Source organism: Collimonas rhizosphaerae (genome assembly GCF_038896935.1).
GTDB lineage: Bacteria > Pseudomonadota > Gammaproteobacteria > Burkholderiales > Burkholderiaceae_D > Collimonas > Collimonas rhizosphaerae.
On the sequence record NZ_JBANDC010000005.1, the window covers coordinates 1 to 25,471 of the forward strand.

Genomic DNA, 25,471 nt, shown 5'->3' on the forward strand with positions numbered 1-25,471 from the left:
GCGACCGGCAGCTGCGGCGCGCGGGCGACGTCGACCACTTGCTGGGCGGTCAGGTTGAAGCCGTCGATGGTGATGGTTTGGGACATGGAAACTCCAAATATTTCTTAAATGAGGTCGAGCGCGGAAGCCGATCGAGCGTGGTAAAACTGCTCAACCGGCTTCCGGCTTTCAGGGTGGCATGAAGCGCGCGCCCGGCTTACTTGGCGCCGGAGGTATACCAGGTGCCGATCAGGGCCCGCTCTTCGTCGGTGATGTGGGTCAGGTTAGCCAGCGGCATCGCCTTCAGCTGCACGGCTTGCTGGTAGACCTTGTCGGCGTGCTGCCGGATCTGGTCCGCCGTCTGCAGCATCACGCCGGCCGGCGCGGTGGCGAAACCCGGCTGGGTCGGCTGCGCCGAGTGGCAGGTGGCGCAGCGCTGGCCGATGATTTCCTGGATATGCGCCATGTCGGCGGCCGGTGCCGCCGACGCTGTTGCCGCTGCGGGAACTGCCGCGGCGCCGGTTGCGGCGGCACCTGCCTTGACCACAGCCGCTACAGGCTGCACCGGGCGTGGCGCAATCGCCACCGCCACCGCCAGCAGCAAGGCAACCCCTGCGATCGGATAACCGAACGAAACGCGGCCGGCATGGCGCAGGTTGAAGAAGTGGCGGATCAGGGCGCCGGCGGCAATGATCGCCGCCAGGATCAGCCAGTTGTATGGATGGCTGTATGTCATGCCGTAGTGGTTGCTGATCATGATGAACAGCACCGGCAGCGTGAAGTAGTTGTTATGCACGCTGCGCTGCTTGGCTTTCTTGCCGTAGATAGGGTCCGGCGATTTGCCGACACGCATCGCTTCCACCAGCTTGCGCTGGCCCGGGATGATCACCATCAGCACGTTGCCCACCATCATGGTGCCGATCATGGCGCCGACATGGATGTACGCGGCACGGCCGCTCAGCAGGTGCGATAGCACATAGGCGGCGGCAACGATGAACAGGTACATGACGATGCCGAGCAAGCCGTCGCGCTTGCCCAGCGGCGAACGGCACAGCAGGTCGTACACGGTCCAGCCGACCACCAGCGTGCCGAGGCCGACGCCGATCGCCTGCCAGGTGCTGAGGTCGGCCACGTCCTTGTTGATCATCATGGCCGAGGCGTTGAAGTAATAGACGATGAACAGCATGGCGAAGCCCGACAGCCAGGTGGCGTAAGCTTCCCATTTGAACCAGTGCAGGTCTTCCGGCAGTTCAGCCGGCGCCACCAGGTATTTTTGCGGGTTGTAGAAACCGCCGCCGTGGACTGCCCACAATTCTCCCGACACGCCCTTCTTGGCCAGGTCGGAGCCGGCTTTCGGCGGCCGGATCGAATTGTCCAGCCAGACGAAATAGAACGACGCGCCGATCCAGGCGATGCCCGTGATCAGGTGCAGCCAGCGGACCAGCAGGTTGAGCCATTCGACTCCGTACGAAACTAACAATGCATCCATGTCTTCCCCAACGATTATTACTCGTCTGCCACCGCGGGCTCTGCAAACGATAGAGGTGATTGCCTCCAACACGGCCGCGAACTTTTATAAAAAACCATCTCAGCTCCGCTACGACCAACATGATCGGATAAGCAAGATACCTGCCTGCCCAGCCTTCATTTTTCCCCTGCCTGCGCTCTCATGACAAAAGCGTGCCAGATTCACGCAAGATAAACGTATTGGGCCATCAAAACATTGATTATCAGATATATTTGACATACGCATATCCATATAACAAAATGACTCGCACCATACCTATAAAAACGGAGACAACATGGCCAAGCTGCCAGACCACCTGGACATCCACCTGATACGCATCCTGTACCTGCTGCTGTGCGAAAAGAACGTCTCGCGCGTCGCCCTCAAGCTCAACCAGCCGCAGCCGTCGATCTCGGCTTCGCTGCGCAAGCTGCGCGAACTGACCGGCGATCCCTTGCTGGTGCGCGGCGCACGCGGCATGGTGCCGACCCAGCATGGCGAAAGCCTGCTGAAGCCGGCCAAGCGCATCCTGGAAGAAACCGAGCGGCTGTTCGTGCAAAAGACCGCTTTCGTGCCCCAGGCTGAAGCACGCACCTTCCATATCGCCGCGCCGGATTACATGAATACGCCGTTCTTCCTGGAAGTGGTGGCGCGCCTGCGCCGCGAGTCGCCCAAGAGCCGCATCGTGATCCACGCCCTGGGACCGGAAACCGACTACGTCCGCCTGCTGTCCGACGGCGACCTCGACCTGGTCATCGCCAACTGGGACGAGCCGCCGCCGCACCTGCACCTGTCCAAGCTGTTCGACGACCCCATCGTCTGCCTGATGCGCACCGACAGCGCCTACGCCAAGCGCACCGCGGCGGACGGGATGACGGTGGAAGACTACCTGTCGCTGCCGCACGTGGCGCCATGGCAGGTGCTGCCCGGCTACCACGGCATCATCGACTCCTTCCTCGACAGCCAGAACCTGAACCGCAACGTGGTGGTCGAATCGGCCTACTTCGGCATGCTGCCCTACATGGTGGCGCAAACCGACCTGGTGCTGACCACCGGCCGCCAGTTCGCGCTGTTCTACGAAAAGACCCTGGCGCTGAAAAGCTTCACCTTGCCGATCAAGTTCCCGCCCATGCGTTTTTACCAACTATGGCATGAACGCGTGCACCAGGCGACCGAACATAAATGGCTGCGCGAACAGATCGGGATTGCCGCCAAGTCAATGTTGGCCAGGTAACTTCGTCATATATCCAAATACATAAATCAACTATCAGTCAGTATATATATCGTGGAGGGCTGGGCAAAGTAGTATCGGACAGCACAAGCCCTGTCCATGCGGCAGGAGACTTGTGAGGCTGTTGCGCACTGGTCCGGCCGGGCAGGAAGTAAAAAGGCCGGATCGGTGTCGCCGCAAGCACTAAAATAACTGCACCCAGGAGACACACGATGAACAGCAGCACAGATCCGGTAGATGAAATACTCCCCGTAGGCAAACTCGCTGCGCTCGGCATGCAGCACGTGCTGGTGATGTACGCCGGCGCGATAGCGGTGCCGCTGATCATAGGCGGCGCCCTCAACCTGGCCAAAAGCGACATCGCTTTCCTGATCAGCGCCGACCTGTTCTGCTGCGGCCTGGTGACCCTGATCCAGAGCCTGGGCTTCTGGAAATTCGGCATCAAGATGCCGGTCATGATGGGCGTCACTTTCGCCGCCGTCGGTCCGATGGTGGCGATGGCCGGCAACCCGCAGCTGACGATCGTCCATATCTACGGCGCGGTGATCGCCTCCGGCATATTCTGCGTGTTTGCCGCCCCTTACATGAGCCGCCTGATGCGCTTCTTCCCGCCGGTGGTGACCGGCACCGTGATCAGCGTCATCGGCATTTCACTGATGGGCGTCGGCATCAACTGGGCAGCCGGCGGCCAGCCGGTGATCGGCACCCTGGTCGATGGCGTCTTCACCAGGATCCCCAATCCCGACTACGGTTCTCCGACCAGCCTCGGCATCGCCCTGGTCGTGCTGATCTCGATCCTGCTGATCACCAAGTACGTCAAGGGATTTATCGCCAACATCTCGGTGCTGAGCGGCATGGTCATCGGTTTCGTCATCGCCATGTCGATGGGCAAGATCAGTTTCTACGGCCTCGGCGACGCCGAATGGTTCGCCTTCATCCGGCCCTTCCATTACGGTTGGCCGAAATTCGACATCGGTTCGATCCTCAGCATGTGCCTGGTCATGATCGTGACCATGATCGAATCGACCGGGATGTTCATCGCCCTGGGTGAAATCGTCGGCAAGAAAATCGACGACAAGACCCTGGCCCGCGGTTTGCGCGTCGACGGCCTGGGCAGTGTGATCGGCGGCATATTCAATACTTTCCCCTATACCTCGTTCTCGCAGAATGTCGGCCTGGTCGGCGTCACCGGCGTGCGCAGCCGCTATGTCTGCGCCGCGGCCGGCGTGATCCTGATGCTGTTCGGCCTGTTCCCGAAAATGGCGCACGTGGCAGCCTCGATCCCGCAGTTCGTGCTGGGCGGCGCCGGCATCGTCATGTTCGGCATGGTGGCGGCGACCGGCATCAAGATCCTGTCGAAAGTCGATTTCCAGCACAACCGCAATAACCTGTTCATCGTCGCCGTCAGCTTCGGCGCCGGCATGATCCCTATCGTGGCGCCGACCTTTTTCGACAAGATGCCGATGTTCCTGTCGACCATCCTGCACAGCGGCATCTTGCTGGCGTCCAGCATGGCGGTCTTGCTGAACCTGTTTTTCAACGGCAAGGGTTCCAGCGAAGACAGCCGCTCGCATGCGCTGGCGGCGGCGCAAAGCTCCGATCACTAAATTGTTTTTGCAGTAAATTGAAGTAATGTGGGTCCAACCCGTAATTGACATGGCAGTGATTTAACCTAGGAAGAAGCGGGCCGGACCCGCCGACGATACAAATGACAACTCTAGAACAACTGAACAACAGCGACGTAACAGCATTCACAGCGACGCTGCACGGCATCTACGAACACTCGCCGTGGATCCCCGAACGCGCTGCGGCGCAACGGCCGTTCGCCAACATCACCGCCTTGAAACTGGCGATGCAGGCAGTCGTCAGCTCGGCCGCCAGGGAAGAACAGCTGGGCCTGATCCGCGCCCACCCGGAGCTGGCCGGCAAGGCAGCCATATCCGGCGAACTGACCGCCGAATCGACCGGCGAGCAAGCCAAGGCCGGCCTCAACAATTGCAGCCCGGAAGAATTCGCTACGCTGCAAAAGCTCAACGCCGACTACAACAAGAAATTCGGTTTTCCTTTCATCCTCGCGGTCAAGGGCGCGGACGGCCAAGGCCTGTCGCGCCAGGCGATCATCGCCACCTTCAGCCGGCGCCTGAAAAACCAGTTCGACGATGAACTGGCAGAGGCGCTGCGCCAGATCGGCCGCATCGCCGAAATGCGCACCAACGACCTGCTCGGCTACGTTCCGCAACTCGGCCAGAGCATCATGCAATGGGCCGAGCAGATCGGCGCCTGGAGCGACGACGAAAGCGGCCTTACCTGCGCCTACATGACCGACGCCCACCGCCGCACCGCCGCGCAGATTGCCGGCTGGATGCGCGAAGCCGGCATGCAGGCCGAGACCGATGCGGTCGGCAACGTGGTCGGCCGCTACCTGTCGGACAATCCCGCCGCCAAGACATTGATGACCGGTTCGCACTACGACACCGTGCGCAACGGCGGCAAATACGATGGCCGCGAAGGCATCCTGCTGCCGATCGCCATCGTCAAGCACTTGCATGAGCGCGGTGAAAAACTGCCCTTCCATTTCGAGGTCGTCGCTTTCTCGGAAGAAGAAGGCGTGCGCTTCAAGAGCACTTTCCTCGGCAGCAACGCCATCATCGGTCAGTTCAACCTGGAACTGCTGAACGCGCTCGACCGCGATGGCGTCAGCATGCGCGACGCCTTGCTGCAAGCCGGGCACGATCCGGCGGCGATCCCCGCCATCGCGCGCAATCCGGCCGACTTGCTGGGTTACGTCGAAGTGCACATCGAACAAGGCCCGGTGCTGCTGCAGCGCGGCCTGCCGGTCGGCATCGTTACGTCGATCGCCGGCAGCTGCCGCTACATGGTGCAGCTGAAAGGCGTCGCCAGCCACTCCGGCACCACGCCGATGTCGATGCGCAAGGACGCCGCCGCCGCCGCCGCTGAAATCCTGCTGTATGTGGAACAGCGCTGCGCCCAGGACCAGCAGGCATCGCTGGTGGGCACCGTCGGCCAGCTGCAGGTGCCTAACGGCTCCACCAACGTGATTCCCGGCGCCTGCGTGTTCTCGCTGGATATCCGCGCCGCCGACGACGCTGTCCGCGACGCGGCGGTAGAAGATGTGCTGCGCCATATCGAGACGGTGTGCGAGCGGCGCTGCATCGAAGCCAATGTCGAAAAGATGGTGTCGGCGCCGGCCGCGCCTTGCGCCCCATGGCTGATGGAGCAGCTGTCAGCCGCAGCCGGACGGGCCGGGGTACAGCCGTTCAAGCTCGCTTCCGGCGCCGGCCATGACGCCATGACCATCGCAAAAATCACCGACGTCGCCATGCTGTTTACGCGTTGCGGCAACGGCGGCATCAGCCACAATCCATTGGAAACAATGACTGCGGACGATGCCGAAGTATCGGCGCAAATCTTGCTGGATTTCCTACGCCGCTTTACACCAAAGCCTTGAACCAGCGTCTTTGGATCTCATTGGATCAAACGCAATGTCTACAACTTTATTGATAAAAAATGCGCGTGTCGTCGTTACCATGGATGACACGCGCCGTGAAATTGCCGGTGGCGCAGTCTTCATCCGCGACAATGTGATTGAACAGGTAGGCAACAGCGCCGACCTGCCGCCAAGCGCCGACGAAGTCATCGATGCCGGCAACCACGTCGTCATCCCGGGCCTGGTGAATACCCATCACCACATGTACCAGAGCCTGACACGCGTGATTCCGGCAGCGCAAAACGGCGAGCTGTTCAACTGGCTGACCAACCTGTATCCGATCTGGGCCAACCTGACGCCGGAGATGATCCAGATCTCGACCCTGACCGCGATGGCGGAGCTGATCATGTCCGGTTGTACCACCAGCAGCGATCACCTGTACATCTACCCCAACGGCTGCAAGCTCGACCACAGCATCGAAGCGGCGCAGCAGATCGGCATGCGCTTCCATGCGGCGCGCGGCTCGATGAGCGTAGGCCAGTCGAAAGGCGGCTTGCCGCCGGACCGCGTGGTAGAGGACGAAAAAGCCATCCTGCAGGATACGCAGCGCCTGATCGAGACTTACCACGACAGCAGCCGCCACGCGATGCAGCGCATCGTGGTGGCGCCCTGCTCGCCGTTCTCGGTATCGCGCGACCTGATGCGCGAATCGGCTGCGATGGCGCGCCATCATGGCGTCTCGCTGCACACCCACCTGGCGGAGAACGTCAACGACATTGCCTACAGCCGCGAGAAATTCAACATGACGCCGGCCGAATACGCGGAAGACTGCGGCTGGGTCGGCCATGACGTCTGGCACGCCCACTGCGTCCAGCTCGACGACGACGGCATCTACATGTTCGCCCGCACCGGCACCGGCATCGCCCACTGCCCCTGCTCCAACATGCGGCTGGCTTCCGGCATCGCGCCGATCCGCAAGATGGTCGACGCCGGCGTGGCGGTCGGCATCGGCGTCGACGGTTCGGCTTCCAACGACGGCGCCCACATGCTGGGTGAAGTGCGGCAGGCGATGCTGCTGCAGCGGGTCGGTTTCGGCCCGGACGCCATGACCGCGCGCCAGGCGCTGGAACTGGCGACGCTGGGCGGCGCCAAGGTGCTCAACCGCGACGATATCGGCGCCTTGAAGCCGGGCATGTCGGCCGACCTGGCGCTGTTCGACCTGAACAAGGTCGGGTTCGCCGGCGGCTGGCACGATCCGGTGGCGGCGCTGGTATTCTGCACGCCGGCGGATGTCGCTTACAGCATCATCAACGGCCGGGTAGTGGTGCGCAACGGCCAGTTCACCACGGTCGACCTCGGCAATGTGCTCGAGCGCCACAACAAGCTGGCGTTGTCACTGGCCGAAGCTGCGCGCTGATACGCATTTCCGGGAACACAAAAAAATGGCCGCCGGCGAAATGCAGGCGGCCATTTTTTTATCGGGGCAGCTGGTCAGGCGCCGACCAGGCCCTGGCCGCAGACGCGGATGGTTTCACCGCTGATGCCGCAGGCGCCCGGGGTGCACAGAAAAGTCACCAGCTCCGCCACATCGCGCGGCTGGCCGCCCTGCTTCACGGAGTTCAGGCGGCGGCCGATTTCGCGCGCCATGAATGGCATCTTCTGCGTCATCGCGGTTTCGATAAAACCGGGAGCAACGGCGTTGATGCAGATACCGCGGGCGGCAAGCAGCGGCGCCTGCGCCGCGACGTAGCCGATCAGGGCCGCTTTCGTCAGCGCATAGTTGGTCTGGCCGAAATTGCCCGATACGCCGCTGATGGACGACAGGTAGACCAGCCGGGCCTCGTCGCGCAGGATATTTTCCGCCAGCAGTACCTGGTCGATCGCCATCACGGCGGATAAATTGATGTCCACGACCTGGTCCCAGGATTGTTCCTGCATGTTGGCGAGTGTCTTGTCGCGCGTGATGCCGGCGTTATGCACCAGGATGTTCAGGCGGCCAAACCGCTCTTTGATGAAATCGGCCAGTTGCCGCGGCGCCCCGGGGCCGGTTATGTCCAGCAACAGCGGTATCGCGCCGATCTCCCGGCAGGTCCGGTGCAAGGCGTCGCTTGCCGCCGGAACATCGACGCAAATCACTTGCACCGCTTCCTGCGCCAGCCGCTGCGCGGTAGCCCGGCCGATGCCGCGCGCGCTCCCTGTCACCAGCGCCACCTTAGCTTTGAGCACGCCGTGCTGCACCAGCGATGCCGGCGCAGCCACCTGCGAGGTGACGTGCACTGCTTGTCCGGTCACATACGTGGTTTGCACGCCGCAGAAAAAATGCACGGCGCCCGCCAGACGGTCGACGGCATCTTTGGCGACATAGGCAAGGTTGACCGTGGCGCCGCGCGGCCCCAGTTCCTTGGCCAGCGAGCGGCTGAATCCTTCGATGCCGCGCGCTGCCGCCGCGGCCACAGGATCGCGGCTTTCAGCAGGCAACGCAGCAACGATCAGCACCCTGGCGTTGCGCGCTATCGCACGCATCTGCGGATGGAAGAAATCGTAGAGCGCGCGATAGTCGGACGGGCTGGCGCAGCCGGTCGCATCCATGACCAGGATGTCGGGCTTGACGCCGGTGGTTTCCAGCGGCAAGGCGCCGGCATCGCGCGCGATCTGCCACAGGCGGTCTATGGCATAGCCGTTCTGCGAGCGGCCCAGCAGGATATTTTTTCCGGCCAGCGGCTGTTCTGCATAAGGCCCCGCGCTGCGCGCCAGTTCGACCGGCGCCGGCATTCCCAGCAGCTTGACGACGCCGGCGCCGAAACGGCTGCCGGACAATTTGATTAACAAGTCGGACATGGATACTGCTTTCTCTACTTTCCCAATATTGCGGTAACGCCTTGCCCGCCTGCCGCGCGAACGAGATCCGGTCGGCGCCGAGGCCGGTCCTTCATGGCGTCTTATTTCTCATAGGCTGGCAGGCGTTTCTGTTCAATGGCGTCAAACATCCTGTTTCTCAATTCGGCGACAGCATCGGCACTGGCGAGCTTACTACGTTCCGCCAGGTAAGCGGCAATCCGGCTTTTCCAGGCCGCTTCGCCCTGGTCGACTTCCGCCATGCGCGCCGCGGCTTCCGGCGACAAGGCTGCGGCCCGCATACGATAGATGTCGTCTTCGCTGGCGCCCTGCTGCCGCATCTTGGCCGCGTTATCCTCCAGCTTGACGATTTTCAGGGGCGCTGCCCGCGCTTCCCGCAACAACGCTGGCATGGTCGCGTCCAGTGCGGCCAGCTTTTCCTGCTTCTGGGCCTCGCTCAGCGATTTGTCCTGGCCGATTTCCATCCTTGCCAGCGTATCCATGTCCGCGGCATCGCCGGCGCCGAACATGCCCTTGTTTTCCGCCGGGCTGAAAAACCGGGTGCGCATTTCCTGCATCTTTTCCATGCGGCGCCGGATTGCGGCCAGGCCGTTGCCGCCCAGCTGCGGATCCTTGTCCAGCGCTACCAGCGCGGTCTTGTATGCGATGTAGTTGCCCAGCAGGCGCTTGGCTTCGCTGGCGGCGTTCGGCGCCAGGCGCCGCTCGAGCTCCTGTTCGATCTCTTTGCGGATGGCGTCCAGCGGTTTTTCGCCGACCGCGCTGAGGTAATAGTCGAACAAGTCCACCAGCTGCGCGTCGGCCACCAGCACGTCGCCGGCGGCAACCTTGATGTCGCCGTCGGGGCGGGTTCCTTGCAGCGATTTCACGAATGGGAACAGGTCGGCTTGCGCGGCGGCTGTCGGCGCGGGAGGTTCCTCATGCGTCATCAGCAGCGGGACGGCAATGGCGGCAGCCAAAGCCGCCGCCCCGATCCAGGCAAATGGATATCGGATTTGCATGTTTACAGTCCCAGGCCTTTCAGGCGGTTAGCCTGCTGGCGGTAGACCGTCTTCGGATTGGTTTCGAAGATATTCACCAACCCCAGCACCTGGTTCACTTCGTCCAGGTGGTTCATGCCGTAGTTGTCGCGGATCACGCGGCCCAGATGGCTGCCGCAGCTGCTCACCAGGCCATCGCTCTTGGCGCCGCCATATGCCAGCGAAAGCAGGCCCATGCTGCCATCGCTCGGATCGAGCACATTGGTCAAAGGCTGGCCGCCGCTCCATGAAAAATAATATACGCCGCCGACCTGGTAATCGCCTTCGCCGCAAGCGGTGGCAGGCACGCCTTCAGGATGGGCCAGGTTGAATTTGGCCATGCCTGCCGTGGTGAGCGAATCCAGCGCCGCTACCGAGTTCTGCGGATTGCCGCCGCCCGACAGCACGTCGATCAGCGTGGTGAAGCCGTTGACCACCGAGCCCAGCACCGCCTGGCTGAAAGAACCCGGAGCTACCACGCCGCGGACGATGTCAGCCACTGCCGCCCCTTTGTTCGGGCCGGCCACGCTGGACACTGAAGCCACCAGCTGCGGCGCCACCGAAGCGACGTAGCGGATGGTTGGTCCGCCATGGCTGTGTCCGATCAGGTTGACCTTGGCGGCGCCGGTAGCCGCCAGCACCTGCTTGACATACGTCAGCAGCTGTTCGCCGCGCACTTCCGTGCTGTTGGCAGCCGATACTTCCGCCACATAGACCTGGGCGCCGTCAGCGCTCAGCGCTTCGGGAATCCCGTAAAAATATTCGACCGGGCCGATCTTGTCGAAACCGAACAAGCCGTGCACCAGGATGATCGGATATTTGGTCTGGGTGTAGCCGGTAGCAGCCCAGGACGGCGCCGGCAGGACGGCCATGGCGACCAGGGCGGCGCCAAGCCATTGCAAGAATTGCTTTTTCATTTTATGCATCTCCGAAAATTTTATGAAATCGTTACGAGTGAAACCACGTTCTGGATTACCTGATGGATTTCTCCTTTCTGTTGCCAGCATCCTCGGTTTCCTGCCACTTCAACGAAGCGCCGCTCTGCGGCGGCGTCCCATTTTCCTGCTGAAAATATCAATCCGGCATCGTAGGCCGTTGCGTGCCTGAAGCACTCTAACATAGGCAACCCTATTTAAACATAGGGTTGCCTATTTTTATTGTGCTGCGCCTGCCAGGCAGATGCGGGACGGCCGCAGTTTGCCGTCCGGCCGGCGATTATTCGTGGGAAGCATGAACTATAATGAACGGCCGTCGACCGCCATGCGCGGGCGCCCGGCTTGTAAAACGTGCAGTATCAGGGGAGAAACTGGAGTGTCGTCCGAGGAAACAATGCCTGAATCGCCGCGCCGCGCGAAAACAAAAAAAATCCTGTCCCCGGATGACTGGATCGATGCGGCTACCGACCTGCTGATCAGCAAAAGCATCGACGCCGTGCGGGTTGAATCGCTGGCGCGGGAGCTGGGAATCACAGTGGGAAGTTTCTACTACCACTTCAAGGACAGGAACGACTTGCTGTCCAAGCTGCTGAAGAGGTGGCACGAAAGAACCACGACGCAGGTGCTGCGCACATTCGAGGGCCGCGTATTTTCTGCGGAGGAAGTCCTGGACGAAGTGCTGGCCCTGCCCTTCCACGGCCTCACGGCACGCCGCGCAGCCATGATCGAATTCGCCATCCGTGCCTGGTCACGGCGCGACGACATGGCACGGCAGGCGGTGCGCGAGGTCGACCAGCAGCGGCTGACCTACTATACCCAGGGATTCCTGGACATGGGCTTCGGCAAGACCGAGGCCAACAACCGAGCGTTTACCCTGTACAGCTTCCAGCTGGCGCAATCGCTGCTGTGGGACCTGAACGACGACAAGGCCCGGAAAAAACAGCTGAACTTCACCAAGGAACTGTTGCTGGCTCCGCGCCAGAAATAACTGGCGGCCTGCTCCGTTGCCATTTCACGCAATCCCGCCCCATAAATAAAAAAAGCCATGCTTCGGCATGGCTTTTTCATTTCACAAGCAGTCAGCTTTACTGCGGCCAGATCTCCGCCAGGCGCAGCAGGTTGGTGCTGCCCGACTCGCCGAACGGCATGCCGGCGGTGATGGCGATCTGGTCGCCGGCCTTGGCGAAACCTTCCTTGACTGCGGTCTGGCAGGCCGCGGTGACCATTTCGCTCTCGTTGTGCACCTGGTCGCTGATGGTCGAATGCACGCCCCACACCAGCGCCAGCCGGCGCGCGGTCGACAGCTTGGGCGTGATGCTCAGGATCGGCGCCATCGGCCGCTCGCGCGCCGCGCGCAAGCTGGTGTGCCCCGAATTGGTATAAGTCACGGTGGCTTTGGCGCCGATGATGCGGGTAACATCGCGCAAGGCCGCGCAGATGGCGTCGCCGCGGGTCGGCAATGGCGATTCGTGCTGCGCGTCCAGCATGTTCTGGTACAGCGGGTCGCGCTCGACTTCGGTGATGATGCGGTCCATCATCGCCACCGCCGGCAGCGGATAAGTGCCGCTGGCCGATTCGGCCGACAGCATCACGGCATCGGCGCCGTCGTAGATGGCGCTGGCGACATCGGAGGTTTCAGCCCGGGTCGGCACCGGCGAAGTGATCATCGATTCCAGCATCTGGGTGGCAATCACGATCGGCTTGCCGTGCTGGCGGCAGACGCGCAAGATGCGTTTCTGCACGCCAGGCACACGTTCCGGCGGCAGCTCCACGCCGAGGTCGCCGCGCGCCACCATGATGGCGTCGGACACTTGGACAATCGCGTCCAGCTGGTCCAGCGCCGCCGGTTTTTCCAGTTTCGACAAGATGCTGGCACGGTCGCCGATCAGGGCGCGCGCTTCCAGCACGTCTTCCGGCCGCTGCACGAAAGACAGTGCAATCCAGTCGACGCCCAGTTCCAATGCGAATTTCAGGTCGCGCTTGTCTTTTTCAGTCAGCGCCGGAATCGGCAAAACCGCATCCGGCACATTGACGCCCTTGCGGTCCGACAAGGTGCCGCTGTTGATCACCAGGGTGCGGATGGACTGGCCGTCGCATTGCAAAACCTGCAGCCGCACCTTGCCGTCGTCCAGCAGCAAGGACTGGCCGCCGGCGATCACCTCGAACAGCTCGGGATGCGGCAGGCAGACGCGCTGGCTGCTGCCGGGCGCGGTGTCGCGGTCAAGCGTGAATTCCTGGCCGGCCTGCAGCGCTATCTTGCCGTCGGCAAAGGTGCCGATGCGCAGCTTCGGTCCTTGCAGGTCAGCCAGGATGGCGATCGGGCGGCCGACGGTTTTCTCGACGGCGCGCACGATGTCGTAACGCTCCTGGTGATCGGCGTGGCTGCCGTGGCTGAAGTTGAAGCGGAAGACGTCGGCGCCGGCCTCGAACAAAGCCTGGATGGTGTTCTGGTCCGCGCTGGCGGGACCGAGCGTGGCGACGATTTTTGCTTTACGTTGGCGGCGCATGATGAACTTTCTGTAGAAGATCGACCGGTTGAATGGCAGGAATGCCTGCGCCGGCCGGGAACCGTGGCTGACGCAGTTTTTTCATGATTGGAGAAGTCAGGTCCGGCGCAATCAGAGGATCAGGATGGCGCGGAAATCATTGACGTTGGTGCGCGTCGGGCCGCTGACGACCAGGTCGCCCAGCGCGCTGAAAAAGCCGTAGCCGTCGTTGTTGTCGAGCATGGCGCGCGGACGCAGTCCCAGTTCCGCCGCCTTGCGCATGGAATCCGGCTGGTAGATGGCGCCGGCGTTGTCTTCGGAGCCGTCGATGCCGTCGGTGTCGCAGGCGATCGCGTGGATATCGGGGAACCCGTCCAGCGCCGTCGCCAGGCTCAGCAGGAATTCAGCATTGCGGCCGCCGCGGCCCTTGCCGCGCACGGTCACTGTGGTTTCACCGCCGGAGATGACCACGCACGGCTTGCTGAACGGCTGCCCGCGCCGTGCGATCTGGCGCGCCAATGCCGCGTGCGCCAGGCCGATGTCGCGCGCTTCGCCTTCCATTTCATCGGACAGGATATACGGCGTCAGGCCGGCCGCGACAACGGTAGCCGCCGCGGCTTCCAGGGCGTCTTGCGCGGTAGCGATCACATAGTGCTGGTTGCGCTCCAGGCGCGGATCGCCGGGCTTGGCGGTTTCGCCGGCGCCGGATTCGAGGTGCCTGAGGATCGCTTCGGGTGTTTCGATATTGTATTTGCGCAGCACCGCCAGGGCGTCGGCGCAGGTGGTCGGATCGGCCAGGGTCGGACCGCTGGCGATGATGCCGGGATCGTCGCCAGGGATATCGGAAATCATCAGCGTCACTACCCGCGCCGGAGCGCAAGCCAGCGCCAGCCGGCCGCCCTTGATGGCCGACAGGTGCTTGCGCACGCAGTTCATTTCAAAAATATTGGCGCCGCTCCGCAGCAGGGCCTTGTTGATCGCCTGTTTCTGTTCCAGCGAAATGCCCGCCGCCGGCAACGCCAGCAAGGCCGAGCCGCCGCCGGAGATCAGGCACAGCACCAGGTCGTCGGCGGTCAGGCCCTGCACCAGCTCCAGCATGCGCGCTGCCGCCTTGCGGCCGGCTTCGTCCGGCACCGGATGCGACGCTTCCACCACTTCGATCCGCTTGCAGTCGGCGCCGTGGGCGTACCGCGTCACCACCAGGCCGGAGATTTCGCCCTGCCAATGGTCTTCCACCGCCTTGGCCATCGCCGCCGCGCCTTTGCCGGCGCCGATCACCAGGGTGCGGCCGTTGCCGCTTGGCGCCGGAATCCTGGCCAGGTATTCCGGCAGGCATCTGGCGGCGCTGACGGCGTCGACCGCGGCCTGGTACATGTCGAGGAGAAGTTGGCGAGGTTTGATGCTGTCCGCGGTAGTCATGCTGTTGTACCTTGATCTATGAAGCGAGTGTCTCTGGAAATTCTTGTATTTGTTCTAGGTGCGGCTTTTTAAAACGATAACAGATATTGCGGGCCGAAGTGCGGCGCACCCCGGCCCGCCGTGTTGCTCAAGATGCCATGCCTCGGGCAGATATCTTATGCCTTGGCGATTTCATGGTTGGACATGATTTCGATCGCGCGGCACAGCGCCGAGTGGTCGAGGCCGCTCAAGCCGTTGGCTGCGCAGGAATTCATCAGCTCTTGCGCCACTGCGGTGTTCGGCAGCGACACGCCCAGCGCCTTGGCGCCTTGCAGGGCCAGGTTCAGGTCCTTCTGGTGCAGTTCGATGCGGAAGCCTGGATTGAACGTCCGCTTGACCATGCGCTCGCCATGCACTTCCAGGATGCGCGATGCAGCGAACCCGCCCATCAGCGCCTGCCGTACGCGCGCCGGGTCGGCGCCTGCCTTGGAAGCGAACAGCAAGGCTTCCGCCACCGCCTGGATGTTCAGCGCGACGATGATCTGGTTGGCAACCTTGGTAGTCTGGCCGTCGCCGTTGCCGCCGACCAGGGTGATGTTCTTGCCCATCAGTTCGAACAGAGGCTTGGCGTCATTGAAGGCGCCTTCGGAACCGCCGACCATGATGGTCAGCGATGCTGCCTTGGCGCCGACTTCACCGCCGGATACCGGCGCGTCCAGGTATTCGCAGCCGAGCGCGTTGATCTTCTTGGCGAACCCCTTGGTGGCGATCGGCGAAATCGAGCTCATGTCGATCACGGTCTTGCCGGCGGTCAGGCCTTCGGCCACGCCCTTTTCCGCGAACAGCACGGCTTCCACATGCGGTGTGTCCGGCACCATGATGATGACGACGTCGGCGCGCTTGGCGACTTCAGCACCCGAAGTGCAGACCGTGGCGCCGCCGTCGATCAGCGCTGCCGGCGGATTCTTCTGGTCGTGCAGGTACAGTTTGTGGCCGCCGCGCTGCAGGTTTTCCGCCATTGGCGCGCCCATGATGCCGAGTCCGATAAAGCCGATTTTTGCCATGATATCTCTCCGTAATTTAAAAATGCCTGCTGCTGTCAGAGGCCGTGCTTAGAGACCGTGCGCAGCGCGCCAGCCCAAGCCTTCGACGGTTCCTGCCTTCGGCTTGTATTCGCAGCCGATCCAGCCGTCGTAGCCGATCTCGTCGAGGAACTTGAACAGATAGTGATAATTGATTTCGCCGGTGCCCGGTTCGAACCGGCCCGGATTGTCCGCCAGCTGCACATGCTTGATCTGCGCCAGGTTAGCCTTGATGGTGCCGGCCAGTTCGCCTTCCATGCGCTGCATGTGATAGATGTCGTACTGCACGAACAGGTTGCCGGATCCGGTTGCCTTGATCAGCTCCAGCGCCTGCCTGGTGCCGGTCAGGAAGAAACCCGGGATGTCGAAGCTGTTGATCGGTTCGATCAGCAAGCGGATGCCTGCAGCCTGCAATTTGTCAGCAGCGAATTTCAAATTGCTGACCACGGTGGCGCGCGCCAGTTCGGGGCTGACGCCGGCCGGCACGATGCCGACCAGGCAGTTCAACTGCTTGGCACTCAACTTGCCAAGCACCTTGGCATAGCGGATCGCGTCGTCGACGCCTTGCTGGAATTCGCTGACCCGGTCCGGGTGGCAGGCGATACCGCGCTCGCCGGCTTCCCAGTTACCCGCGGGCAGGTTGTGCAGCACCAGCTCAAGGCCGTTGGTGGCCAGCTTGTCGGCGATCTGTTCGGCCCGGAATGCATACGGGAACAGGAATTCCACACCCTTGAACCCAGCCTTGGCTGCCGCATCGAAGCGCTCCATGAAGGGCAGCTCGGTGAACAGCATGGTCAGGTTGGCGGCTAGTTTTGTCATGTCGTTTCTCCTGAAAAAATCAATCCAGCAAGGACACGGAAGTCGGCGCGTGGCTGCGGTGCGTCGCCAGTTCCTCGAACTCGTTGATGTTGTCGATCTCGGTGCCCATCGAAACGTTGGTGACGCGTTCCAGGATGATTTCCACCACGACCGGCACGCGGAATTCCTTCATCCAGCGCTTGGCCTGCGCAAACGCATCCTGGATGGCGTTCGGGTCGGTGACGCGGATCGCCTTGCAGCCCAAGCCTTCCACGACTGCGATGTGGTCGACGCCATAACCGTTGAGTTCCGGCGCATTGATATTTTCAAACGCCAGCTGCACGCAATAGTCCATCTCGAAACCGCGCTGCGCCTGGCGGATCAGGCCGAGGTAGGAATTATTCACCACCACGTGCAGGTAAGGCAGGTTGAACTGGGCGCCGACCGCCAGCTCTTCGATCATGAACTGGAAATCGTAGTCGCCTGAAATCGCCACCACCTCACGCTTCGGATCCGCCACGCAGACACCCAGCGCCGCCGGGATGGTCCAGCCCAGCGGGCCGGCCTGGCCGCAGTTGATCCAGTGGCGGGCGTGATACACATGCAGGAACTGCGCGGCGGCGATCTGCGACAAGCCGATGGTGCTGACGTAGCAGGTATCGCGGCCGAAAGCGCGGTTCATTTCTTCGTACACGCGCTGCGGCTTGACCGGCACGTTGTCGAAATGGGTGCGGCGCTGCATGGTGCGCTTGCGCTCCTGGCACTCGCCCAGCCAGGCGGAACGGTCAGGCAGCTTGCCCGCTGCTTTCAATTCCTTCGCAACTTCCACGAACAGGGTCAGCGCGGCCTTCGCATCCGAGACGATGCCGTAGTCCGGACCGAACACGCGGCCGATCTGGGTCGGTTCGATGTCGACGTGGACGAACTTGCGGCCCTTGGTGAAGACTTCGATCGAACCGGTATGGCGGTTGGCCCAGCGGTTGCCGATGCCGAGCACGAAGTCGGAAGCCAGCATGGTGGCGTTGCCGTAGCGGTGGCTGGTCTGCAAACCGACCATGCCCGCCATTTGCGGATGGTCGTCGGGAATCGCGCCCCAGGCCATCAAGGTCGGGATCACAGGCACGCCGGTCAGTTCAGCGAATTCGACCGCGAGGTCCGCCGCATCGGCATTGATCACGCCGCCGCCGATAGTCAGCAACGGCCGCTCGGCTTCATTCAGCATGGTCAAGGCTTTTTCGATCTGCGCCCGCGACGCCTTCGGCTTGTACACCGACAACGGTTCGTAGGTGTCCGGATCGAATTCGATTTCCGCCATTTGCACGTCGAACGGCATGTCGATCAGGACCGGGCCTGAACGGCCGGAACGCATGATGTGGAAAGCCTGCTGGAAGACGCGCGGCAGCAAGGCCGGTTCGCGCACGGTGACCGCCCATTTGGTGACCGGCTTGGCGATCGATTCGATATCGACCGCCTGGAAATCTTCCTTGTACAGGCGAGCACGCGGCGCCTGGCCGGTAATGCACAAGATCGGGATCGAATCGGCCTGGGCCGAATACAGGCCGGTGATCATGTCGGTGCCGGCCGGGCCGGAGGTGCCGATGCAGATGCCGATATTGCCTGGATTGGCGCGGGTGTAGCCCTCTGCCATGTGGGAGGCGCCTTCAACGTGGCGCGCCAGCGTGTGCTGGATGCCGCCATGCCGTTTCATCGCCGAGTAGAACGGGTTGATCGCCGCGCCTGGCACGCCAAAGGCTTGCGAACAGCCCTCTTTCGCCAATACGTGCATTACTGCGTCCACTGCCTTCATCTTTGCCATGTTGCCTCCGGATTGCTATATGTGAATTATTGCCAATGAGTCATTGCCACTGCCTGCGGCGCGTCCTTGCCCTGCTTCGCTCTCCGCGCCAAGCGCTGCGGATCGCGGGATGGACTGAAGACTGCCGAGTGGATGAAGCACATGCTATAACCAAACATATTGTTTGATAAGAACACAAACAATCGCTTTATTCGATACACCAAGTATGGAATACTAGAAAAAAACGAAATATGGAAGAGACATGGACAAACTCAAGCAGATTGAAGCTTTCGTCAGCGTGGTCGAGAAAGGCAGCCTGGCGAGCGCCGCGCTGGAGCAGAACATCACGCCGGTGATGCTGGGCCGGCGCATAGACGCCCTGGAGAAACGGCTGGGCACCAAGCTGATGCACCGCACTACCCGCCACCTGACCTTGACCGAGCAAGGCACGGTGTTCCTCGACCATTGCCGCAAGCTGCTGACCGAGCTGGATATCGCCGAGAAGATCATCTCGGAGGGCCGGCACAAGGCTACCGGCCACCTGGTGGTGTCGGCGCCGGCGGCATTCGGCCGCAAGCATGTGGCGCCGCATGCGCCGGCTTTCATCGCCACCAATCCGGAAGTGCAGATCTCCTTCAACCTGACCGACCGCGTGGTCGACCTGGTGCGCGAAGGCTACGACATCAGCATCCGCATCGGCGGCTCCATCGATCCGAATTTCGTCGCGGTCAAGCTGGCCAGCAACCGCCGCGTGGTGTGCGGCACGCCGGAGTACTTTCATCGCAACGGCATTCCCAAGACGCTGGAAGACATCGCCAACCACAACTGCCTGTCCTTCAACCTGCAGGGCGGCCAGCAGCGCGGCTGGTATTTCCAGCAGGGCGGCAAGCCGGTGATCATCAAGACCGCCGGCAACCTCGACTGCAACGACGGCGAACTGCTGCACCGCTGGGTCAGCGAAGGGCTGGGACTGGGCTGGCGCTCAACCTGGGAAATCGAGTCGCAGCTGGCCTCGGGCGAACTGCTGACGGTGCTGGACGAGTTTGCGCTGCCGCATTACGACATCATGGCGGTCTATCCGCAACAGCGCCACCTGCCGGCCAAGGTGCGTTTCTTCATCGATCGCCTGAAATCGATTTATGCGCAGCCGGACTACTGGAGCAAGGGTTGAAAGTTCGTGCCGGAAAACAAGACTGATTGCCGAAATGTAAGTTCCGTAACAATCTCGCCCGCCTGCCGCGAACCGGTCAACCGAGCCGATCGCTGTATCGTTTTAGTGTAGTCAACCGCACATATGCAACTACTGCGAAGTACTACACTGAATACACCAACCAACACAATGAGGCAGCTATGACAATCCGCAAAACAACTCAACAAGCCATGCTGGCAGCAGCCATCGGGGGCACGCTCCTGCTCGGCGGCTGTGCGGCGCCTTATGGCGGACAAGGTTACGGCAGCCAGGGCTACGGCAACCAGGGTTACAGCAATCCGCCGCCGCAGACCTACCCTGCTTATCAGCAAAACCAGGGCTACCAGCAAAACTACCGGGACAACCTGGGCGTGGTCGACGCCATCGATGTAGTCAACACTCCTAGCCAAGGCATAGGCGGCGCGGTCGTGGGCGGCGTGCTGGGCGGCGTGGTCGGCCACCAGGTCGGCCACGGCAATGGCAATACCCTGGCGACTATCGCCGGCGTAGTCGGCGGTGCGGTAGTCGGCAACCAGCTTGAAGCACGCAACAGTCCCGGCTCCACTTCTTACAACGTGCGCATACGCATGAATAACAACGGCTATCAAACCATCAGCGTCAGCAATCCGGGCGACCTGCGGGTTGGCGACCGGGTGCGGGTCGATAACGGCCAGATTTCCCGTTACTGATAGCGCGCGGCGATTTGCGTGAGGCAGCCCGGCGGCCGCAGTTCTGCTTTTCCGGGCCATGCCTGGCTGGTGGTTGGCATCCGGCGCCTGCCGGATGCAAAAAAACAAGGAGGCATCATGAACATGCAACTTAAACCGCTGTGGCTGTCGCTCTTTATCGCCGCCAACGCCTTTGCGCTGCATGCCAACGCAGCTGAGGAAAACGTGCAATACAAAGACCCGCCGCGCTGGCGGGTGGAAGACCGGACGCCGCAAGCCCGTTTCCAGACCATGAAAAAGGAAAATACCAACGCCTATGCGCAAGCCGTCAACGATTGCCGCGCGCTGCGCGGGCGTGCAGCCGGCGATTGCCGCAAGGAAGCCCGCATGAATTTCGACCGCGACATGCAACGTGCGCGCGAAATGACCAGCCGCAGATAGAACTCACCAAGCGCGATCAAGGCAGTTTCGCGCAAGCAGGGGGACCGGAAAGGCCGCATATGCGGCCTTTCCGGTTTTTGGCGCTTGCCGGGAGCGTTGCGGGGCAGAGGATTGCTGCGCCGCCGCCGCTTGCCGCAGTGGGCGACTCTCGATCTTTCAAGTAAGAAATTGTCAACAATTGTTATTTTTATAATTTTCAGATTGCCACTTCAAGGGCTGGGCGTTAATAATGCCGCTGCAATAATCAATTGATTTTTTAGCATCTCGACACGGCCTGAAATTCGATGTTATTGCGCGTTTGGTTTGCTACGCGGCCAAGGCGCCGCAAGCAGCATTTTCTTAATCTTAAGGAGCGAATATGGCTATCCAGCAGTTGTCCATGAAAGAAATCGATGAAGTAAGCGGCGGTTGTTGCCTGTTCAATTGGTTCAGCAACTGTTTCAGCAATTTTTTCAAAAGCTGCCGCCCGGCGCCGTCAAAGAACTGCGGCCGTCCAACGCCACCCACGCCGCCAGCCCCAATCGTCCCCTGAACGCAACTCCTGAAAAACACGGCAATCTTTCCTGCCGTGTTTTGCGAACGGGATCGATTCATTCCGCAATCTTAAAAATCACAATTCACCGCTTTCCATATTTTCGATCATTGGAAATTTCCCGGGTCCATTTTTTTCCGGCCTGGCCTGCTTGTTGCTGCGGCAGAATTTCTCACGGTGATCTCCCATCAGGGCACGCAACTCGCGGATGCTCAGATCGCTCACCTCGTGCATCCGGATCAGCAGCATTGCACCTACCGGGAAACGGCGATGGCGGATGTAGCTGAGGACCGGCGGCCCGACTTCGAGCAAGTACGCCAATGCCGCGTCATTTTTCAAATCAAGCTTTTCGATCAATGCATCAAGCAGACGATTCGGATCGTAAGTTGCCTGCTCGTTGAGTTTGATGCTGGTGCGCACATCTGGGACAGTGGTGCTGTTCATTATTAATTGTTTTCCCTGCTGTAACAAAAACATCTTCGGTTGCGCCAGCGGAATCAGATAAAGACTCCCGCTCTCGCGTCCGTTCCGTACCAAGACGCCATGCATCGGCCCGGGCAGCGCGGCAGAGCGTTCGAAAAGCTACCCTGGCAAACGCCGCGAAAATTTTTCACGGTTATCCATCGGCCTGGCTTTTCAAAAACGGAAAGCGCTTGATCGCAGTTGACAGTGGAATCCAAGAAGCTCGATGAAATAACAATGTTTAACTATTAAATACGCGACACGTCCCATTCCATGCATTACCGCCCTCAACCAGGTTGTCCGGCTTCAAGGAAATCGCGATTGTTACCTCACGATTTACTTACGCCTGGCGCACACGTGCAATCACAATCGCCGCAATAGCGCCACGATCATCGTGTATCTGGATTTTTTAGAGTGGTCGATTATTTTCCTGCCGGCATCGCCGGTTTGTCTTGGGCGCCATCAGCTATCGCGGCACACGCTCCAGGCGGTAGCCGCCCCCATAGACCGAATGCAGCCGGTAGCCGTTTTCCGGCCGCAGCTGCAACTTGCTGCGTATGCGTGAAACGTGCGTGTCGATGGTGCGGGACGGGGTATTGATATCGCGCGACCAGACTACTTCCAGAATCTGCGCGCGCGAAAGCAGGCAATCGATATTGTTGAAGAAGAATAGCGCCAGCTCGAATTCCTTTTGCGTCGCATCGATCGGCTTGCCGGCCAGTGTCAGGAGGCCGGAACGCATCTCGAATGCATAATCGCCGAATACCATATTCCGGCTTATGCCTTGGGCAGGATACGCGCGCCGCAGCATGGCCTGCACGCGCGCCGTCAATTCGCCGGGACGGATCGGATTGACCATGTAGTCATCGGCGCCGGCGTCCAAGGCTTCAACGATGTCGTCTTCACCGGAACGGCTGGTGACGAACAGGACCGGCAGCGTCACGGAAAGCTTGTTCCGCACCCAGCGCAGCACTTCCAGCCCGCTCAGGTCCGGAACCTGCCAATCCAGGATCAGCATGTCGTAACGTTCCTTATCCAGCTGGACCAGGATCTCCTTGCCGTTCCTGAACGCGTGGCAAACGTGTCCGCAGGCGGTAAGTATTTCGCAAATTAAACCGGCCTGGCTGGGATCGTCGTCAAGGACTGCTATTTTCATATCGTTCTAATATCTCCGCGCCTATTGTCGGTGGATTGGCAGACGCTGGAAATACGAAAAAACAAAGTATTTGACGATGATGTTTAAACAGCGGCGATCAATGATCGATAAATGTCATGCGGAAGTGTTTTCGCGCCGGGTTGAATCACTCCAGAATTGGCGCCGGACTTCGCTGCGCCGCCAGCGCACGCAGGTCGCCGGCAACCTGGGCCAGCACCGGATCCCACTCGCCGTAGCGTTGTTGCCGGTACAGCCTGGTCGCCGGGTACCATGGACTGTCGGTCCTTTCCAGCAGCCACAGCCAGCCGGGATTGACATCGAGCAGCACCCAGGCCGGCACGCCAAGGCTGCCAGCGAGGTGCGCCACCGAAGTGCAGACGGTGACGACCAGGTCAAGATTGCACATCATTGCCGCGGTATCGTCGAACGAGATGAATTCAGCGCTATGGTCGACCAGTTCAAGGCCCGTGCCCCTGGCCAGCGCGACTTCTTCCGGCGCTTCCAGCTGGAGATTGTAAAAATCGATTTCCGGCATCGCCCCGAATGCTTGCGCGCAGGACCGGACGTCGATCGCCCGCAGCGGATTGCGCTGATGCGTGCGGCTGCCGCTCCAGGCCAGCCCGACCCTGAGCTTGTCGTGCCCGCCGAGACGCTGCCGCCATTGCGCCGCCAGCGCCGCATCAGCCTTCAGGTAGGGTATGTCACGGCCCAGATCTTCCAGGGTAATGCCAAGCGCCAACGGCAGGCTGCATAGCGGCAGGTGATAGTCAAACTCAGGCAAGGACTGGGTATCGTGCGGAACAATCTCCTCCGCATGCATGTCCATCGTCCGGCTGAACAGGGAAACCAGCTCAGCGAAGCAGCAATAAATCAGCCGGCCCCCGCCTTGCTTTACGCGCTCGGCGATCTGCGGCAGGAACCGTACGAACTGCATGGCATCGCCGAATCCTTGTTCGCCCCAGACGAAGAGCGTCTTGCCGGCCAGGTCCTGGCCCTGCCATTGCGGCTTGGCGATGCCATGCTTCAGATCGCGCATTTCCTGCGATCCGGCCCAGCGCGCTTCGTAATTGATCCAGCCTAGGCGATAGTCTCCGCGCAGCAGCTGGATCATGGCCAGCGACCAGGTGACCCCCGCATTCCCGGGAGCGCAATGGACGGCGCGTTCCGCCATTGCCTGGGCGTTGTCCCAGCATTGCAGCTCTTTCAGGACATTCGAATAAGCCTGCATCGCGACCGGATAATCCGGCGCCAGCGCACGCGCGCGTTCAGCCGCGATCAAGCTCGCATCCAGTTGCCGGTATCTCAGATAGACATCGGACAGGTTGGTCCAGGCCAGCGCATTGTCGGGCGCGTCGCGAATTGCATCGTCCAGCAGCCGCTTGGCTTCGTCGTAGTTTCCTGTCTCCATGCATATCGCCGCTGTGTTGTTACGCAGCATAGGCAAAGACGGATCCAGTTCGCCGGCATGGCGGTAAGCATCGAGTGCGGCCGCATAGTCGCGCCGGTTGTGCAGCACCAGGCCGAGCAAGAACCAGTTCATGCCAATTTCCGGCGCCCGCTCGCAAAGATACTGCGCGACTTCCCTGGCCTGTTCAATCCGTCCCAGCGCAAGCAGGACATTGACCCACTCTTCCCGCCAGCTCGCAGCTTCCGGCTGCGCCAGATGCGCGCGCTCATACCATATGCGGGCGTCTTCAGGACGGCCCAATTCTCTATTCAGCCGGGCCAGGTCGAGCATGGCGCCTGCAAATCCAGGCGCGCTCGCCAGCACGCCTTCCAGCGTGCCGGCCGCTTCGTCATGACGTCCGCGCAAGCGCAATACCTGGCTCAGGCGCAAACCCGCTTGCGGATCGCCAGGAGATATTGCCTGCCATTGCGCGATGGCCTGCGCCGCGGCGATCAGATCGCCGCACTCGAGAAATGCATCAACAAGGGCAGGAAAGGCAGCGGTATCGTTCATAAATCCGAGGGAACGGCTTATCGCAGGCCGGCAGGAAACGTTCAATGCCTACCCCGGCCGGCAATCCGCTTCGTGCTCATGAATCCGCCGGATCGCCACTCCGGTTTTTTGAAAATGTGAATCAAGGCGTACCTGTTTTTGCAATATCTTCGCATTCCTGCCGATTCCAGTAAGTGCTGCGAAGCAGCTTGCCGTCGTCGTATTGCACCTGGTATTGACACGTGACGATCTGGCCGCCGCGCCGGAAATGGAAAATATAGTTCCAGGTCTTCACGCCAAAAACGCCTTCGCTGAAGTGCGGCGATCCCAGCAATTCACGCACCTGGTTTTTTGTCAGGCCGGGAGCGACATTGCGCAGGTTTTCAAGCGATACGAAACTGCCTTCCTGCAGATAGGCAGAGGCAGGATCCGGGAAACTGACGGCTTCATCTTGCGCCGATGCAGCGCAAGCGGCCGTCAACAGCGCGCCTGCGAATGCAGCTGTGCGCATGCCGCGCAGCGTGTTCGATTGTTGTTTCATCTTTTTCTTCCT

Annotated in this window: 23 protein-coding genes; 9 read left to right on the top strand and 14 right to left on the bottom strand. The window is 61.1% G+C overall.

Annotation, left to right across the window (positions count from 1 at the left end):
- Positions 1 to 182 (top strand): hypothetical protein (locus V8G57_RS08160; protein ID WP_342828944.1); only part of this gene is annotated, 182 nt, incomplete at its 5' end.
- Between the two features lie 14 nt (positions 183 to 196).
- Here the strand turns inward: V8G57_RS08160 and V8G57_RS08165 are convergent.
- Positions 197 to 1,468, bottom strand: coding sequence for a urate hydroxylase PuuD (locus tag V8G57_RS08165; protein WP_342828945.1), 1,272 nt, complete (start codon positions 1,466 to 1,468; stop codon positions 197 to 199).
- 313 nt (positions 1,469 to 1,781) lie between these two features.
- On the opposite strand from V8G57_RS08165, the gene V8G57_RS08170 reads away from it, so the two are divergent.
- From V8G57_RS08170 to V8G57_RS08185, 4 genes are all read left to right on the top strand, one after another.
- Positions 1,782 to 2,720: a LysR substrate-binding domain-containing protein gene (locus V8G57_RS08170; RefSeq protein ID WP_342828946.1), complete on the top strand. Its 939-nt coding sequence runs from the start codon at positions 1,782 to 1,784 to the stop codon at positions 2,718 to 2,720.
- Positions 2,721 to 2,929: 209 nt separating this feature from the next.
- The gene (locus V8G57_RS08175) at positions 2,930 to 4,324 is read left to right on the top strand and encodes a nucleobase:cation symporter-2 family protein (protein ID WP_342828947.1); all 1,395 of its coding nucleotides are present in this window, start codon (positions 2,930 to 2,932) and stop codon (positions 4,322 to 4,324) included.
- Between the two features lie 101 nt (positions 4,325 to 4,425).
- Positions 4,426 to 6,186 (top strand): allantoate amidohydrolase, encoded by a 1,761-nt coding sequence (locus tag V8G57_RS08180; RefSeq protein WP_342828948.1) that lies wholly within the window; start codon positions 4,426 to 4,428, stop codon positions 6,184 to 6,186.
- 34 nt (positions 6,187 to 6,220) lie between these two features.
- Positions 6,221 to 7,582, top strand: a complete 1,362-nt coding sequence (locus V8G57_RS08185; RefSeq protein WP_342828949.1) for an 8-oxoguanine deaminase — start codon at positions 6,221 to 6,223, stop codon at positions 7,580 to 7,582.
- A 74-nt stretch (positions 7,583 to 7,656) separates the two neighbouring features.
- On the opposite strand, the gene V8G57_RS08190 is transcribed toward V8G57_RS08185, so the two are convergent.
- The 3 genes from V8G57_RS08190 to V8G57_RS08200 form a co-directional block, all read right to left on the bottom strand.
- A complete protein-coding gene (locus V8G57_RS08190; protein ID WP_342828950.1) occupies positions 7,657 to 9,003 on the bottom strand; it encodes a 3-oxoacyl-ACP reductase in 1,347 nt (448 codons plus the stop codon).
- 101 nt (positions 9,004 to 9,104) lie between these two features.
- Positions 9,105 to 10,019 (bottom strand): lipase secretion chaperone, encoded by a 915-nt coding sequence (locus tag V8G57_RS08195; protein ID WP_342828952.1) that lies wholly within the window; start codon positions 10,017 to 10,019, stop codon positions 9,105 to 9,107.
- A 2-nt stretch (positions 10,020 to 10,021) separates the two neighbouring features.
- Positions 10,022 to 10,954 carry an esterase/lipase family protein gene (locus V8G57_RS08200; RefSeq protein WP_092401448.1) on the bottom strand — a complete coding sequence of 311 codons (933 nt, stop codon included), beginning with the start codon at positions 10,952 to 10,954 and terminating at the stop codon, positions 10,022 to 10,024.
- Positions 10,955 to 11,366: 412 nt separating this feature from the next.
- Here V8G57_RS08200 and V8G57_RS08205 point away from each other — a divergent pair, with 412 nt between their 5' ends.
- Positions 11,367 to 11,960: a TetR/AcrR family transcriptional regulator gene (locus V8G57_RS08205; RefSeq protein ID WP_254785221.1), complete on the top strand. Its 594-nt coding sequence runs from the start codon at positions 11,367 to 11,369 to the stop codon at positions 11,958 to 11,960.
- 97 nt (positions 11,961 to 12,057) lie between these two features.
- On the opposite strand, the gene pyk is transcribed toward V8G57_RS08205, so the two are convergent.
- The 5 genes from pyk to gcl all read right to left on the bottom strand — a co-directional run bounded on the left by pyk (position 12,058) and on the right by gcl (position 18,552).
- The gene (gene pyk, locus V8G57_RS08210) at positions 12,058 to 13,479 is read right to left on the bottom strand and encodes a pyruvate kinase (RefSeq protein ID WP_342828953.1); all 1,422 of its coding nucleotides are present in this window, start codon (positions 13,477 to 13,479) and stop codon (positions 12,058 to 12,060) included.
- 111 nt (positions 13,480 to 13,590) lie between these two features.
- The gene (locus V8G57_RS08215) at positions 13,591 to 14,877 is read right to left on the bottom strand and encodes a glycerate kinase type-2 family protein (RefSeq protein WP_092401454.1); all 1,287 of its coding nucleotides are present in this window, start codon (positions 14,875 to 14,877) and stop codon (positions 13,591 to 13,593) included.
- Positions 14,878 to 15,032: 155 nt separating this feature from the next.
- Positions 15,033 to 15,920: a 2-hydroxy-3-oxopropionate reductase gene (locus V8G57_RS08220; protein ID WP_342828954.1), complete on the bottom strand. Its 888-nt coding sequence runs from the start codon at positions 15,918 to 15,920 to the stop codon at positions 15,033 to 15,035.
- A gap of 48 nt (positions 15,921 to 15,968) precedes the next feature.
- Positions 15,969 to 16,757: a hydroxypyruvate isomerase gene (hyi, locus tag V8G57_RS08225; RefSeq protein ID WP_092401460.1), complete on the bottom strand. Its 789-nt coding sequence runs from the start codon at positions 16,755 to 16,757 to the stop codon at positions 15,969 to 15,971.
- Between the two features lie 19 nt (positions 16,758 to 16,776).
- The gene (gene gcl, locus V8G57_RS08230; protein ID WP_342828955.1) at positions 16,777 to 18,552 is read right to left on the bottom strand and encodes a glyoxylate carboligase; all 1,776 of its coding nucleotides are present in this window, start codon (positions 18,550 to 18,552) and stop codon (positions 16,777 to 16,779) included.
- A gap of 241 nt (positions 18,553 to 18,793) precedes the next feature.
- Here gcl and V8G57_RS08235 point away from each other — a divergent pair, with 241 nt between their 5' ends.
- From V8G57_RS08235 to V8G57_RS08245, 3 genes are all read left to right on the top strand, one after another.
- Positions 18,794 to 19,702, top strand: coding sequence for a LysR family transcriptional regulator (locus tag V8G57_RS08235; protein ID WP_342828956.1), 909 nt, complete (start codon positions 18,794 to 18,796; stop codon positions 19,700 to 19,702).
- Between the two features lie 179 nt (positions 19,703 to 19,881).
- The gene (locus V8G57_RS08240) at positions 19,882 to 20,409 is read left to right on the top strand and encodes a glycine zipper 2TM domain-containing protein (RefSeq protein ID WP_092401466.1); all 528 of its coding nucleotides are present in this window, start codon (positions 19,882 to 19,884) and stop codon (positions 20,407 to 20,409) included.
- A 117-nt stretch (positions 20,410 to 20,526) separates the two neighbouring features.
- Positions 20,527 to 20,829 (top strand): hypothetical protein, encoded by a 303-nt coding sequence (locus V8G57_RS08245; protein ID WP_139220171.1) that lies wholly within the window; start codon positions 20,527 to 20,529, stop codon positions 20,827 to 20,829.
- Between the two features lie 345 nt (positions 20,830 to 21,174).
- Here the strand turns inward: V8G57_RS08245 and V8G57_RS08250 are convergent, their stop codons facing one another.
- From V8G57_RS08250 to V8G57_RS08270, 5 genes are all read right to left on the bottom strand, one after another.
- On the bottom strand, positions 21,175 to 21,423 hold the full coding sequence (locus tag V8G57_RS08250) for a hypothetical protein (protein WP_342828959.1): 249 nt from the start codon (positions 21,421 to 21,423) through the stop codon (positions 21,175 to 21,177).
- A gap of 16 nt (positions 21,424 to 21,439) precedes the next feature.
- Complete coding sequence (locus V8G57_RS08255) at positions 21,440 to 21,805, bottom strand: hypothetical protein (protein ID WP_092401474.1); 366 nt, start codon at positions 21,803 to 21,805, stop codon at positions 21,440 to 21,442.
- A gap of 484 nt (positions 21,806 to 22,289) precedes the next feature.
- Positions 22,290 to 22,979 (bottom strand): response regulator transcription factor, encoded by a 690-nt coding sequence (locus tag V8G57_RS08260; protein WP_342828960.1) that lies wholly within the window; start codon positions 22,977 to 22,979, stop codon positions 22,290 to 22,292.
- Between the two features lie 145 nt (positions 22,980 to 23,124).
- On the bottom strand, positions 23,125 to 24,939 hold the full coding sequence (locus V8G57_RS08265) for a tetratricopeptide repeat protein (RefSeq protein WP_342828961.1): 1,815 nt from the start codon (positions 24,937 to 24,939) through the stop codon (positions 23,125 to 23,127).
- Positions 24,940 to 25,060: 121 nt separating this feature from the next.
- Positions 25,061 to 25,459 carry an outer membrane protein assembly factor BamE gene (locus V8G57_RS08270; protein ID WP_342828962.1) on the bottom strand — a complete coding sequence of 133 codons (399 nt, stop codon included), beginning with the start codon at positions 25,457 to 25,459 and terminating at the stop codon, positions 25,061 to 25,063.
- Between the last annotated feature and the right edge of the window lie 12 nt (positions 25,460 to 25,471).